This is a genomic window from Cypionkella sp. (genome assembly GCF_034376685.1).
Lineage (GTDB): Bacteria > Pseudomonadota > Alphaproteobacteria > Rhodobacterales > Rhodobacteraceae > Cypionkella.
Genome location: NZ_JAXMJJ010000012.1, coordinates 1 through 13,914, shown reverse-complemented (window position 1 = coordinate 13,914; position 13,914 = coordinate 1). Strand labels below are relative to the sequence as shown.

Below are 13,914 nucleotides of genomic sequence, written 5' to 3'. Positions count from 1 at the left end.
GCTCTACCTTAGGCCCCAACCAAGGAGCCTTTATGCCCGCCGTCCTGCCCCCTGTCCTGATCGTAGCGCACGGCCAACCCTCCGACCCCGGACCTGCCGCCGCAGAACTGGCCAATCTGACGGCAAAAGTGGCGGCGCATCTGCCCAGCCAAACCATCGCCTCTGCCACCCTCGCTGAACCCGATGCCCTTGCCAAAGCCATCGCCAAACTGGGGCAGGGCGGCTTGCTGTTTCCGCTGTTCATGGCCGGAGGCTGGTTCACCCGCACCCACCTTCCCGCCCGCCTGACCGCCGCAGGGGCGCAGGGCTGGCAGGTGCTGGAGCCGCTGGGCTGCCTCGCCAGCCTGCACGCCCTCACCATCAAAACCGCCGCCGAAGCTCTGCAAACCCGCGCAGGCCCGATCATCCTCGCCGCCCACGGCTCATCGAAATCGTCGGTCCCGTCCGACATCGCGGGCCATGTCGCCGCCAAAATCCGCACCGAACTCGGCTGCGAGGTTCATGTCGCCTTCATCGACCAAACCCCGCAACTGAAAGACCTGCCCGCAATTGGGGATCACGCCATCTGCCTGCCGTTCTTCGCAGCCTCTGGCGGCCATGTCACCACCGACATCCCCGAAGCCTTGGCCAGCGCGGGGTTCAGCGGCACCCTGCTGGCCGCCCTCGGTTTGCGCCTCGAAATCCCCGCCCTGATCGCCGAAGCTATCCGCGCGGCAAGCCCGGTCTGCACGCAGGACTGTCGGTATAAACGCGGCTAGGGCCGCACTCTTTGCCGATCAAAAAGCCTCCGGCGAACCGGAATGCGCGCATTCCGGCCCGGATATTTGAGCACTGGGGATGACGCTAACGCCCGTCATTTCATCTTGGCGGAAATATCCCCGCCGGAGGCAGCCAACCTCTCAGCCGTCAGACCGTATGCAGATAGAGATCGAAATCCACTTCCGACACCGTCCGCATCACCCGCGCATATTCCGCGGCTTTGATCGCTGTGAAGGTGCGGTGCATATCCTCGCCCAAGGCGTCCTTCAAAAACGCCGAAGCCTTCGCCGCCTCGATCGCTGATCTCCAATCCACCGGAATCGGCGGGGCATCGGACACATCGGTATAGCCGTTTCCGGTGGTTTCCGGCCCCGGATCCATCCGGTGGGCCATGCCGTGCCGGATGCCCGCCAGAACCGTAGCAGCCACCAGATAGGCGTTGGCATCGACGCCTGCCGGGCGATGTTCGATCCGCCGCGCGCGGATATCACCTGCGGGAATGCGCAAAGCCACCGAGCGGTTGTTCACCCCCCAAGTCGGCGACACCGGCGCATAGGAGTTCGAGGCAAACCGCCGCCAGGAATTCGCGTGCGGCGCGAAGATCAGCATCGACTCGGCCATCGTCGCGCGCAAGCCGCCCAAGGCGTGCAGGATGGTGTCGTTATACTGGCCCTCAACCGCCTCGATAAACACGTTCTTGCCCGCATCATTCAGCATCGAGACGTGGAAATGCATGCCCGATCCGGCGTAATCCTCGTTCGGTTTCGCCATGAAACAGGCGGTCACCCCATGCTGGCGCGCGTGGTAACGCACCATCCGCTTCAGCCGCATCAGATCATCCGCCGCCTGCATCACGTCTTCGCGGTAATGCAAAGTCAGCTCATACTGTCCCGGCGCGAATTCGGAAATCAGCGTCTCCGCCTTGATTCCGGCTTTCGCGGCATCGGCGTAGATATCGTTGAACAGTGGCAACATGCCGTGCAGCTGATCCACCGAATAGACATCGGTTTTACTGTTGCGCCGCCCGTCCAGCACATCACGGGCGGGCACCATTTTACCATCCGGGCCGCGCTCGTTGGCCAGCAGGAAGAATTCCAACTCGAACGCGCCCGCGGGGTGCAGGCCTTCGGCGGCCAAAGCATCCACCTGCCGCTGCAAGGCGTGGCGGGGGTCCGACGACATCGGCGTGCCGTCAAGATTATAGACGCACATCAGCACCTCGCCGCGTGGCGGTTTGCTGGCGTGGATCGGGCGCAAGGTGCCGGGCAGCGGCCAAGCGCGACGGTCGCCATCGCCCTGATCCCAGATCAGCCCGGTCTCATGCACATCCTCGCCGCAAATATCGAGGCCAAGGATCGAGATCGGCAAATGCCGCCCGGATTTGAACATGCCCAACAGCTCATGCCGCCGGATGATCTTGCCGCGGCCAATGCCGTTGGCATCGTGCAAAACGATGTCAAACGCCTCAATCTCAGGATGGGCTTCAAGGAAAGCTTCGGCCTCGGCAACGGTGGAACCAGAGGGGCTGTGGGTATCGGTCGCGGTATGGGGCATGGCTATCTCAAAACAGGTCTGAAAGGGTTTCGTCGAAGGCAGCGATCAAACGGTCAACCTGACGCTTCTTGGTGGCGGGGCTGATCAGCATCATGTTGTGGAAGGGTGCGATCAGGCAGCCCCGGTTCAGCAGCGCGACATGCAGCGCGGATTCGACGCTCGGCTGATGCGCAAAAGCGGCTTCGGTGCCGTTGTGCAACGGGCCGGGGGCGCAGATGAACTCCACCCGCGCGCCAACCCGCACCACATGCCACGGCGCTTTGTGGCGGGTGATCACTTTGGCAAGACCAGAGGCAAGGCGGTCGGCAAGGCTGTCCATATGGGCATAGTTTTTCGCTGTCATCACCTCGGCAAGCGTGGCTTTCAGGCAGGCGAACTGCATCGGATTGGCCGAAAGCGTGGTGCCCATACCGGAATGACCGGGCGCGCGGGCCGCATTGGCCGCCTCATAGCGCGCCGCAGTTTCCGGGGTGAGGCCCCAGACGGCGGTGGGCATTCCGCCCGCCACGCATTTGCCGACCACGAAGATATCGGGTTGCAGGTTGTGGACCCCGGTATAGCCGCCAAGCCCGCTGGAAATCGTATGCGTCTCGTCGATCATCAACAACGCGCCGTATTTGCGCGCCAGCGCGCGCAGGCCGTCGTGGAAGCCGGGGTCGGGCAGCACCATGCAGGAATTGGTCATCACAGGTTCGGTCAGAATTGCCGCGACATCACCCTTGGCGAGCGCCGCCTCCACCCCGGACAAGTCATTGAATTCACAAGCGACAGCGCCGAGGGTCAGGTCGGCGACTTGTCCCATCAGCCCTGCGCGGTTCTGCGTCACACCATTGGAAAGCTCGACCATCGCGTCATCGACGGTGCCGTGATAGCAGCCGTTGAACACCAGGATTTTTGCCCGCCCAGTGATGGCGCGGGCAACGCGAATGGCGAAGCGGTTCGCATCGGTCGCAGTGGTGGCGATCTGCCAGCGGAAATCACCGAAACGCTGGGTCAGCAGGCGGCCCGCGTCCAACGCGTCTTCCGAGGGCAGCATATAGGTCAGCCCGCGCGTCGCTTGGTGCCGGATGGCCTTTGCCACCGGGGCAGGCGAGTGGCCGAACATGCTGCCGGTATCGCCCAGACAGAAATCGTCGATCTCATAGCCATCAATATCGGTGATCCGCGCACCCTTGGCGGAGGCGATCAACGGCAGATGCGGCATCGGCCAGTCTTTCATCCAATGCAACGGCACGCCGTCAAGGAAGGCATCGGCGGCTTTGTCCAAAGCGGCACGGGCCTTCGGGCGGCCTTGCGCAAAGCGCTTCGCTTCACGCGCGCGCAGTTTTTCCAAACGGGCAGGGGTAATTCCGGCGATCAGAGAGTCGGACATGAGGGCACCTTTCAGGACTTGCGACCTTATGCCAAATAATTTGATCAAAAGAAAGGGGCGCGACAGCCGCGCCCCGAAATCGGAATTCGTAGCGAATTCCGTCTACGATTTTCGCGCGAAAATCGGCTACCTTGCCACCCGCACCTCGATCATCCTTGGGCCGGAATGCGGCTGCATCAGCGCCGCGTGCAGCGCCTCGGGGTCCAATGGCACGCTGGCAAACGGCAGATCGCAGGCGGCGGCAAACGGCTCCATGTTCAAAGGGCTTGGAGAACAGCCGATCACCTCGGTATTCGCCCCGCGCATCGCATCGGCAATCTCGCCAAACGCCGCGTTGTTCCAGACAATAAACGTCACGGCCAAGCGTTCATCCACCGCTGTGCGCAACTCACCGGGGCTGAACTGCAAGCCGCCATCGCCGATCAGGCAGACCACTTCCGCGCCGGGAGCCGCCAAGGCAGCCCCCACCGCAGCCCCCGGCCCATAGCCCAAAGCGCCAAACCCGGTGGCGGCGTTGAACCAGCCGCCCGCGCGGTCGTGGTCGTAATAGAGGTTCGCGGCGTAGATCGCTTGCGTGCTGTCACCGACAATCAGCGCCCCCGGCATGGCAGAACGGATGGTCTCCACCATCTCCAACCGCCCGGGCATCAGCACGTCCAACTCACCCAACTCCGCCCGCGCCGCTGTGCGCGCGACCGAAGCCCGCGCCGCGCCATCAGCCTGCTTCGGCGTGACCAGCGGCAGCAATCCCGCCATCACTGCGCCAGCGTCGCCATGCAGCGTCACGCCCGCCTTATGCCGCGCCAACTGACGCGCACAAATATCCACCCGGATCATCCCCGACAAATCCGGGAAACCGCCCCGCACATACATATCGTAATCGGTCGGGCCAAATTCGGTGCCAATCGCCAGCACCTGATCCGCCTGCGCAATCAACGCACGCGGGGCATCCAAGCTGGGCGAGGCTGGCACCACCAACGGATGCCCATACATCATGCCGCGCGCATTCACCGTCTGCACAACCGGAGCATCCAACTTCTCAGCCAAAGCCTGCAACGCCGCCTCTTGCCCGCGCGCGCCGCCACCCGCCAAAATAACCACGCTGCCGGACGCATTCAACTTCGCCACCGCCGCGCTCAAATCCGGCAGCGCTGCCACGGGCAGGGCGGCAGGGGCGGGCAAAGCGTCACAGTCCAGCGGCATCACATCGGTCGGCACTTCGATATGCACCGGGCCGGGACGGCCGGTCGCCATTGTGGCAAAAGCCCAGTCCAAAACCTCGCCCACTTCAGACGCAGCCAAAATCTGCCGCGTCGGGCACAAAGGCCGCACCATAGCCGCCTGATCTGGCAACTCATGCAACAACCCCAGACCCAAGCCCAAGGAATCGCGCCGGTTCACCCCGGAAATCACCAGCATCGGCACAGAATCCGCCGCCGCTTGGCCCATCGCGGTCAGCGTGTTCAAAATCCCCGGCCCGGTGATCACCAACGCCACCCCCGGCTTGCCCGAGACCCGCGCATAGCCATCGGCCATGAAGGCACAGCCCTGCTCGTGCCGCGCCGTCACATGGCGCACCGGCGATCCCGACAACCCGCGATACATCTCAACGGTATGCACGCCGGGAATGCCGAAAATCACCTCGACCCCGCGCGCCGCCAAGCCTTCAACCAAACGCTCGCCAACCGTCTTCATGCCGCCATTCCTTGCTTCAACGCCGCATAGCGCGCGATTCGTGCGCAGGCTTCAGCCACCAGGGCATCGTCCTGAGTCAGGCTGATCCTGATCCAGCCCGCAAGTGCCGCGCCAAAGCTTTCGCCCGGCATCACAGCCACGCCTTCATCCGCCAACAGCCCCAGCGCAAAACACTCGCCACTCAGACCCGTGGCGTTCACGTCGACCACCGTGAACATCCCCGCATCGGGCTTATGCACCCGCAAGCCGTTCACGCTGTTCAGCTTTTCATAGATCAGCGCCGCCCGCCGTGCGAAGCGCGTCGCCATGCCCTGCGCCACTTCCGAAGGTGCCGAGACCGCCAAAGCGGTCATATCCGCGATGAACGGCTGGTTGCCAAACAGCATGGTTTCCGCCACCGGCAGCAGCCGCGCCGAGAATTCCTCGGGCCCGACGCACCAGCCAGAACGGAACCCCGGTGCCGCGTGGGATTTCGAGATAGAGGCCGTCACCACCACGCGATCCGCTAGATCAACGTTGTCCAATGGCGAGGCAAACTGCCCGCCTGCAAACACCAGTTCCTCATAAACCTCGTCGCTCAGCATCCACAGGTCATGCTGTTGCGCCAAAGCCCCCAAGGCGGCCAGATCGTCGGCGGTCAGGATCGCCCCGGTCGGATTGTGCGGTGTGTTCAGAAAAATCATCCGGCTGCGCGGGGTAATGCGCGCCGCCACATCCGCCGCCTGCATCCGAAAGCCAGCTTCCGCCCGCAGCGGCACCGGCACCGCAACCGCGCCCGTGGAAGCAATCAAGCCCTCATAGGTCGCATAGAGCGGATCTCCGACCAGCACCTCATCTCCAGGTCCGGTCAGCGTCAACAGCACGGCGTAAAGCGAGGTTTGCGTGCCGGGCAGGCAGGCGATCTGCTCGGTCGAAATCACGCGGCCCGTGCGCTTGGAATAGCGCGCCGCCAATGCAGCAAGCAAGGCAGGCTCGCCCCGGCCGTTGGAATAGCCCAGTCGGCCCGCATCCATCGCGCGCTGTGCCTCGGCAATCAGCGCGGGCGGGGTTGCCACATCAGGCTCGCCAATCGTCAATTGAATCACAGGCTTGCCCGCCGCTTGCAGGGCTTTGGCGCGGGCGTGCACCTCCCATTTGGCCCCGCCCAGATGGGCAAGGCGCTCGGTGATGGTGGCATATTTCATGGCTGGGTCCGATCTGGCTGATAAGCGGCAACAAGGTCAACGTTCAGGATCGCGCCCACCGAGGTCAGCGCGATAGAGATGATTTCGCCTGGGGCGAAGGCTTCGGGCAGGATCGAGCCTTCCAGCCACAGCCCGTCAATCACCCCGTTGCAGGCGATGGCATCGCGGCGCAGTTGCGCGTCGCTGGAACTGCGGGGCAGGGCGGCGATCAACCGCTGCAACATGTCGCGAAAGGCAAGATAGTTTGCGGTGTGGATTTCGCGCATTGCGGCATCGCGGCGCACGTCATGCACAAAGGCGGCCCACAATCCCACCGCCACCGAATCCGCGACCGGAGGGCTGACCGAGGCTGCGGTGAAGTTCGCCAGCTGCGCCGTCGGGTTGTTCGCCCCATCCAGCAGCACCGCCGCCGAGTCGCGGGTCATCTGCTCCATCAAGCGCTGATAGGCCACGCGGGTCAGCTCTTCCTTTGAGGTGAAGTAATGTCGGATCAACCCCGGCGTCACCCCCGCGCGATCTGCAATCGCGCGCACCGTCGCCGCATGAAGCCCGCCTTCCGCGACCAGATCAAGCGCTGCCGCGATCAAATCCTCGCGGCGGCGTTCTTCACTTTCCCGGCGATAGGGGCGGCGAGGCTGCATGGGTAGGGCATTCTTGTTATACGGATGTGTAATTCATTTCCAATATGAGACGGAGTCGGGCTTGTTGCAAGTCTTCCGAAAATTTTTGTGGGTATTTGCGCGCAACGCCATCGTCGCACGCAGGTGGAAGTATAGCGCAAAATGGCCACGCCACAAAGCGGTGAAATCGACAGAACGGCTTTGAAGCGGCTGTCAGCTGCGGTTACAGCGTCTTGCGCGGGTTGTCGCGCATCGAGGCTTCGGGGACTTCTGCCACATCCTTGTGGATGATCACATCCGCTTGTGGATAGGCGTCCAATATCGCCCTCCGCAGCGCCGCGCCAATTGCATGCGCCTCGCGCAAGGATTGCGCGCCGTCCAACTCGATATGCAGGTTGACGAACACCTTGCTGCCCGCCATCCGGGTTTTCAGATCGTGAAAACCGCGCACCCCCGGCCAGGTCGCCGCCATCGCGGCAATGCCATCGACGATCTCGGCATCCGCGGTGCGGTCCATCAGCGCGTCAAACGCGCCCTTGCCGATCCGCAGCGCCCCGATCACCAGAATCCCCGCCGCCGCCAGCGCCACCACCGAGTCGATGCTGCCCAAGCCAAATGTCTTCGAGGCCCACAGCGAGATGATCGCGCCGATGTTGGGCAACAGATCGCCCATGTAATGCAAGCGATCCGCTGCCACCACGCGGCTGCCGGTGCGCTTGGCCACCCGGCCCTGCCACCACACCAGCACCACCGTCAGCGCCACCGAGACGCCCATCACCAGCATCCCCGCGCCTTCGCCCACCAGATGCGGCTCGGCTGGCCCGAGCAGCCGCGACACCGCCGCCCAAGTGATCACCCCCGCCGAGATCAGCACGAACAAGGCCTGCCCCAAAGCCGCCAGATCCTCGGCCGAACTATGGCCAAAGGCGTGATCTTCATCGGCGGGCTTGGCGGCATAGATCAGCGCGGCCATCGCCCCCAGCGAGACCATCAGATCCATCGCACTATCAGCCAGCGACGCCGCCACCGACAGCGACCCGGTCGTGCCATAGGCCCACAGCTTCAGACCCACCATCACGCTGGCAATCGCCACCGAAGCGAGGCCCGCCGACAGGTTCAACTTCATGCTGTCGGCTGTGCTCATGTTACGCTCCTGAAACTTCGGACCCGCGCCTTAACCCCGTGGCCTCCGCACCGCAAGGCGTCAGTCAATCACCTCATTCGGATCGACACCCCACAGAGCCGTCTTCAAGATCCAGCCCTTCTCGCCATCCGCGTTCACCCGGCACCAGTCCTTGGTGCATTCCATAAGCTTGCCGATCACCCCCAGCTCTGCCTGAAACGACACCTGTGTGCCAGCTTCGGGGGTGGCGCGAAACTCGGCCATATCCTGCGTGATCAGCACCGAGCGCGAGCCTGACAGCAGGTTGAACTGCATCCAGCCACCCATGCCCTGAAAATCCTCTACCCGCCGCCAACGGTCATATTCGGCGGTGATCCGCAACGGCATCCCGGCGGTGGTGAACACCCAGTCGATGCGATGCGTCATCCCCGGCCCACGCCGCACATTGCCCTCGCGCCCCTTCAGGCTGACATAGCGCGGCAGGGGCAGGTTGGTCACCGGGCCCTTGTTCGGATCGCGCGGAACTTTGGCGTTCGGCTTGGTCGCGACAGGTGCCTCGGGCACCACCTCTTGCGCCACAGCGCGGCCCGCCAGCAACACCGCGCCCGCGCCCATCAAAAACTGCTTCCTGTTCATCCTGCGCGCCCCGATTTCAGACGGGGGCTTGTGCCTTGCCCCGCTTCCGGCCACTTTGCCAAAGAATACGCTGATTTGGAAGTGCAGGGAGGCCCTTCATGCCCGCAACACGCTTAAACGTTGTCGTGACGCGACGTTTGCCGCAAGCCGTCGAGACCCGGATGAAGGAATTGTTCGACGTCGAGCTGCGCGACCCCGATGTCGCGATGAGCCGCGAAGACCTCGCGAGCGCAATGCGACGCTGTGATGTGCTGGTGCCCACCATCACCGACCAGATTGATGCGGGCCTGATCGCGCAGGCGGGCGACAAGCTGAAGCTGATCGCGAACTATGGCTCTGGCGTCGATCATATTGATGTCGCCACCGCCCGCCAGCGTGGCATTCTGGTGTCAAACACTCCCGGCACGGTGACCGATGATACCGCCGACATGACACTGGCGTTGATGCTTTCAGTCACCCGCCGCATCCCGCAGGGCTTGGCGGTGATGCAGGCTGGCGCGTGGCAAGGCTGGTCGCCGATGGCCAATCTCGGTGGCCGGATTGGCGGTCGCCGTCTGGGCATCCTGGGGATGGGCCGTATCGGTCAGGCCGTTGCCCGCCGCGCCCGCGCCTTTGGCATGCAGGTGCATTACCACAACCGCAAACGCGTGCGGCCCGAGATCGAGGCCGATCTGGAAGCCACCTATTGGGAAAGCCTGGATCAGATGATCGCCCGCATGGACATCATCAGCGTCAACTGCCCGCACACGCCGTCGACCTTCCATCTGCTGAACGCCCGTCGGCTGAAACTGCTGAAACCGACAGCGGTGATCATCAACACCTCACGCGGCGAAGTGATTGACGAAAACGCCCTCGCACGCGGGCTGAAGGCGGGCGAGATCGGCGGCGCGGGGCTTGACGTCTATGAGCATGGCACCGAGATCAACCCGACCCTGCGCGACCTGCCCAATGTCGTGCTGCTGCCCCACATGGGCTCGGCCACCATCGAGGGCCGGATCGAGATGGGCGAAAAGGTCATCATCAACATCAAAACTTTCGCCGACGGTCACCGCCCACCAGATCAGGTGGTGCCGGGGATGCTGTAGCCACGGGCTTGCATCTCTTCACGAGCCGCCACCGTAGAGCGCTCCGCGGGGAGTATTTCCGCCAAGATAAAATCGCTATGCCCTTCGCAATTTCACATTGGTAAAAATATCCCCGCCGGAGGCCCTTAACTGAAGAGCCTCTCCAAGCGTGGCAGGACTTATGCTTGGCGATTGCTATTGCATTTTACCCCTATCTCTTTTTGCATAGCCGGGTTGAAATAGGTTTCTCGAGTCCCTACCTAGCGCGCAATAACAACAACTCGAACCGGGACAGTCATGGAAATATTCACATACGAGGGCTTTGTAGCCCTGATGCAGGTCATAGGTATTGACCTTGTGCTGGCAGGCGACAACGCCATCGTCATCGGCCTTGCCGCCGCTGGTCTGCCAAAAGAGCAACGCAACAAAGCCATTCTGGTCGGCATCATTGCCGCCACCCTGATGCGGATCGGCTTTGCGCTGGTCACCACGCAGCTTCTTGCCATCGTCGGCCTGCTGCTCGCCGGGGGCCTGCTGTTGCTCTGGGTCTGCTGGAAGATGTGGAAAGAACTGCGCGCTGACCACGGCGCGGATAACCGTGCAGAAGAAGCCCTGACCGACAGCGACATCAATGCTGACGGCACCGTGGCCTCGGGCGCACCCACCAAGACCTTCGCGCAAGCCGCTTGGCAGATCGTCATTGCCGATATTTCCATGAGCCTTGATAACGTGCTGGCCGTGGCCGGTGCCGCCAAAGATCACCCGACAGTGTTGATCATCGGTCTGGCGTTGTCGATCGCCATGATGGGCCTAGCCGCAACCTTCATCGCCCGCTTGCTGAACAAGCACCGCTGGATCGCCTATGTCGGCCTGCTGATCATCGTCTATGTCGCGATCAAGATGATGTGGGAAGGTTGGCACGAGGTGCAACCTTTCGTACTGGCCTATCTGGCCTGATCCCTCTGGCATCTGCCGCGAAAGCCGCCCCCTGTTTGGGGCGGCTTTTTGCTGCGCGATACAGATTTGGTGCGGAAAGTGTTAAAATTCCGTTAAATCCGCAAATCTAACATGTTGATATAATGCACTTATAAATGGTCCCGAGTTGGGACCATCCTAAAACCTGCTGGGCAGATACGGCGTCAAATCCACTTCCGGCGGCCTTCCCGCCACCAAACCTGCCACCAGCCTTGCCGTGATCGGGGCCAAAGTCAGCCCGATATGCCCGTGCCCGTAAGCATGGATAATCTCCGCCCCGGCACGGCTTGGCCCGATCACCGGCACCGAATCCGGCATCGAGGGCCGGAACCCCATCCACTCCCGATCAGGCGCGCCCAAGTCTGGAAAGATCGCCCGCGCCCCCTCGACAAGTTTTCTGATCCGGTGCGGCGAGGCCGGAGCCGTCAGCCCCCCCAACTCCACCGTCCCCGCCACCCGAAGGCGGCCACTCATCGGACACAGATAAAACCCGCGCGACGTCGGGCAGGTCGGTCGGGTCAGCCGGGGTGCGGCCATATCCCACTCCACATGATACCCCCGCTCGGTATCCAACGGCACCTTATCCCCCGCCTGCAACGCCAGCGCCTTTGAATGCGCCCCCGCTGCGATGATCACCTTGCGGGCGCGCAGCCGCAGATCCGGGCCTTCCACCACGATGCCATCAAACTGCCGGGTGATCGTGCGCGCCTCGGCCTGCACGAACCCAGACCGCTTGAAAACATGGGCGGCAAGGGTTTGCACCATCAACCCCGGATCGGACAGAAACACCGCCTTCGGAAAGAACGCGGCCCCACCTTCCACGACAGGCAGCCCCGGCTCCATCCCGGCGAGGGTCTCGGGCGAGATCAACTCCACCGTGATCCCCTGCGTGCGCCGGAACGCCATATCCGCCTCGGCGGCTTTGAACGCGGCCTGCGTTTCGTAGAGATACAAACACCCCTTGTGCTGCAAGATCGCCGAGCCACCGATCCGCTCGGCCAAAGCCAACCAACTCGGACAAGCATCCGCAACCAATGCCGCAATCGCCGCCGCGTTGCGCCGGGTGGCACCGGGCAAGGATTGCACCGCAAACCGTGCCAGCCACGGCATCAGCGAGGGCAGGGCGGCGCGGCGGATGGCGAGGGGTGAGTTTTTGTTCAGCAGGAGGGACGGCAGGTTGCGCAGCACGTCGGGGCTTCCCACTGGCATCACCGCGTAATCGGCGATTGTGCCGGCGTTGCCATAGCTGGCGCCCATGCCGGGTTGGCCCGGATCGACCAGCACCACCTCGTGCCCTTCAGCCGTCAAAGCCTCGGCAACAGCAAGCCCAACGACCCCCGCCCCAAGGATCGCGATATCAGTGGTGAGGTGCTGGGTCATGTTGGGTCCGTAGGTAAAGGCGGCAATTTCTGTGGATTACACGCCGAAACCGCCGCTTTTCAAGTTACATGCAGGCCTCAAACAGCGCGCGGGTGTTTTCCTGCGTCATCGCCACCGGGTTGCCGCCGCAGGACGGATCCTCCAGCGCCATTTCGGTCAGCATGTCGAGATCCTCCCGCTTCACCCCCATCGCGGTGAGGTTAGCGGGGATGTTCAACTCGGCCCGCAACGCCATCACAGCAGCTCGGAAGCCATCGAAGCCGCCTTTGATACCCAGATAGGCGGCGGCTTTCTCGATGCGATCCTCAATCGCCGCACGGTTCATGTCCAGCACCATCGGCATCACCACGGCGTTGGTGGTGCCGTGATGGGTGCCATAGACGGCGCCAACCGGGTGGCTGAGCGAATGGATCGCCCCCAGACCCTTCTGGAATGCCACCGCCCCCATTGCCGCTGCCGACATCATATGCGCGCGGGCGTCGAGATCGGTCGGGTTGGCGTAGACTTTCGGCAGGTTTTCAAACACCAGCCGCATGCCTTCCAGCGCGATGCCTTGGCTCATCGGGTGGTAGAAGGGCGAGGAATAGGCCTCAAGGCAATGCGCCAGCGCGTCCATGCCAGTGCCAGCGGTGATGAACTTTGGCATCCCCACCGAGAGCGCCGGGTCGCAGATCACCACTACGGGCAGAAGTTTGGGGTGGAAGATGATCTTTTTCTTGTGGGTCCCCGAGTTGGTCAGAACGCCCGCGCGACCGACCTCGGACCCCGTGCCAGCGGTGGTTGGCACCGCGATGATCGGCGCGATTTTGCTGGCGTCGGCGCGGGTGAACCAGTCGTCAATGTCTTCCAGATCCCACACCGACAGGTCTTTGCGCTGATGCGCCATCAGGGCGATCATCTTGCCAAGATCCAGCGCCGAACCGCCGCCGAAACAGATCACGCCGTCATGGCCGCCCGCCAGATAGACTTTGATGCCATCGGCCATGTTGGTTTCATTCGGGTTCGGATCGACTTCCGAAAACACCGCCGTACCAAGGCCGTGCGCTTTCAAAATCGCCACAGCTTCGGCGGTGATTGGCAGCGATGCCAAGGCCTTGTCGGTGACGAACAGCGGTTTTTTTACCCCGGCGCTCGCGCAATGCTCGGCCAGTTCGCTGATGCGGCCAACGCCGAATTTGATCGCGGTGGGGTAAGACCAGTTCCGGTTGGGAACGTTGTGGGTCATGGCTTAGACTTTCTTCAGATGGTAGGATTTCGGGCGGGTGACGGACAGGAAGCCCAAGTAAGACAGGCTGCCGCCGCGTCCGGTGTCTTTGCAGCCGGTCCAACACAGCGCGGGGTCGAGGTAGTCGGCGCGGTTCATGAAGATGGTGCCGGTTTCAATCTGCGCGCCGAGGGCTGCGGCGGTGTCGTAGTCCTCGGTCCAGATGCTGGCCGTCAGGCCATAGGGGCTGTCGTTCATCAAGCGCAGCGCCTCGGCGTCGTCCTTGACCTTCATGATGCCGACGACCGGGCCGAAGGATTCCTCCATCATCACCCGCATCGAATGATC

At 62.9% G+C, this 13,914-nt stretch carries 13 protein-coding genes; 3 read left to right on the top strand and 10 right to left on the bottom strand.

What is annotated here, in order from left to right:
• Nucleotides 1-32: 32 nt before the first annotated feature.
• Complete coding sequence (locus U1A24_RS03155) at nucleotides 33-758, top strand: sirohydrochlorin chelatase (RefSeq protein WP_322320538.1); 726 nt, start codon at nucleotides 33-35, stop codon at nucleotides 756-758.
• Nucleotides 759-906: 148 nt separating this feature from the next.
• Here U1A24_RS03155 and U1A24_RS03150 read toward each other — a convergent pair whose 3' ends face one another.
• The 7 genes from U1A24_RS03150 to U1A24_RS03120 all read right to left on the bottom strand — a co-directional run bounded on the left by U1A24_RS03150 (nucleotide 907) and on the right by U1A24_RS03120 (nucleotide 8,943).
• A complete protein-coding gene (locus tag U1A24_RS03150) occupies nucleotides 907-2,313 on the bottom strand; it encodes a glutamine synthetase family protein (RefSeq protein ID WP_322320537.1) in 1,407 nt (468 codons plus the stop codon).
• A gap of 7 nt (nucleotides 2,314-2,320) precedes the next feature.
• Nucleotides 2,321-3,685, bottom strand: a complete 1,365-nt coding sequence (locus U1A24_RS03145) for an aspartate aminotransferase family protein (protein WP_322320536.1) — start codon at nucleotides 3,683-3,685, stop codon at nucleotides 2,321-2,323.
• A 126-nt stretch (nucleotides 3,686-3,811) separates the two neighbouring features.
• Complete coding sequence (locus U1A24_RS03140) at nucleotides 3,812-5,380, bottom strand: 5-guanidino-2-oxopentanoate decarboxylase (protein WP_322320535.1); 1,569 nt, start codon at nucleotides 5,378-5,380, stop codon at nucleotides 3,812-3,814.
• Nucleotides 5,377-6,564, bottom strand: coding sequence for a pyridoxal phosphate-dependent aminotransferase (locus U1A24_RS03135; RefSeq protein WP_322320534.1), 1,188 nt, complete (start codon nucleotides 6,562-6,564; stop codon nucleotides 5,377-5,379). Before U1A24_RS03135 ends, U1A24_RS03140 begins: the two co-directional genes overlap by 4 nt.
• A complete protein-coding gene (locus U1A24_RS03130; protein ID WP_322320533.1) occupies nucleotides 6,561-7,205 on the bottom strand; it encodes a TetR family transcriptional regulator C-terminal domain-containing protein in 645 nt (214 codons plus the stop codon). The genes U1A24_RS03135 and U1A24_RS03130 overlap by 4 nt, the downstream gene beginning before the upstream one ends.
• Before the next feature lie 202 nt (nucleotides 7,206-7,407).
• A complete protein-coding gene (locus U1A24_RS03125) occupies nucleotides 7,408-8,328 on the bottom strand; it encodes a cation diffusion facilitator family transporter (RefSeq protein WP_322320532.1) in 921 nt (306 codons plus the stop codon).
• A 60-nt stretch (nucleotides 8,329-8,388) separates the two neighbouring features.
• Nucleotides 8,389-8,943 carry an SH3 domain-containing protein gene (locus U1A24_RS03120; protein WP_322320531.1) on the bottom strand — a complete coding sequence of 185 codons (555 nt, stop codon included), beginning with the start codon at nucleotides 8,941-8,943 and terminating at the stop codon, nucleotides 8,389-8,391.
• Between the two features lie 98 nt (nucleotides 8,944-9,041).
• Here U1A24_RS03120 and U1A24_RS03115 point away from each other — a divergent pair, with 98 nt between their 5' ends.
• Both U1A24_RS03115 and U1A24_RS03110 read left to right on the top strand, forming a co-directional pair.
• Nucleotides 9,042-10,028 (top strand): D-glycerate dehydrogenase, encoded by a 987-nt coding sequence (locus U1A24_RS03115; RefSeq protein ID WP_322320530.1) that lies wholly within the window; start codon nucleotides 9,042-9,044, stop codon nucleotides 10,026-10,028.
• 276 nt (nucleotides 10,029-10,304) lie between these two features.
• Nucleotides 10,305-10,964, top strand: coding sequence for a TerC family protein (locus tag U1A24_RS03110; protein ID WP_322320529.1), 660 nt, complete (start codon nucleotides 10,305-10,307; stop codon nucleotides 10,962-10,964).
• Between the two features lie 156 nt (nucleotides 10,965-11,120).
• Here the strand turns inward: U1A24_RS03110 and U1A24_RS03105 are convergent, their stop codons facing one another.
• The 3 genes from U1A24_RS03105 to U1A24_RS03095 form a co-directional block, all read right to left on the bottom strand.
• Complete coding sequence (locus U1A24_RS03105; protein WP_322320528.1) at nucleotides 11,121-12,362, bottom strand: FAD-binding oxidoreductase; 1,242 nt, start codon at nucleotides 12,360-12,362, stop codon at nucleotides 11,121-11,123.
• Between the two features lie 64 nt (nucleotides 12,363-12,426).
• On the bottom strand, nucleotides 12,427-13,587 hold the full coding sequence (locus tag U1A24_RS03100; RefSeq protein ID WP_322320527.1) for an iron-containing alcohol dehydrogenase: 1,161 nt from the start codon (nucleotides 13,585-13,587) through the stop codon (nucleotides 12,427-12,429).
• Nucleotides 13,588-13,590: 3 nt separating this feature from the next.
• Nucleotides 13,591-13,914 (bottom strand): aldehyde dehydrogenase family protein (locus U1A24_RS03095; protein ID WP_322320526.1); only part of this gene is annotated, 324 nt, incomplete at its 5' end.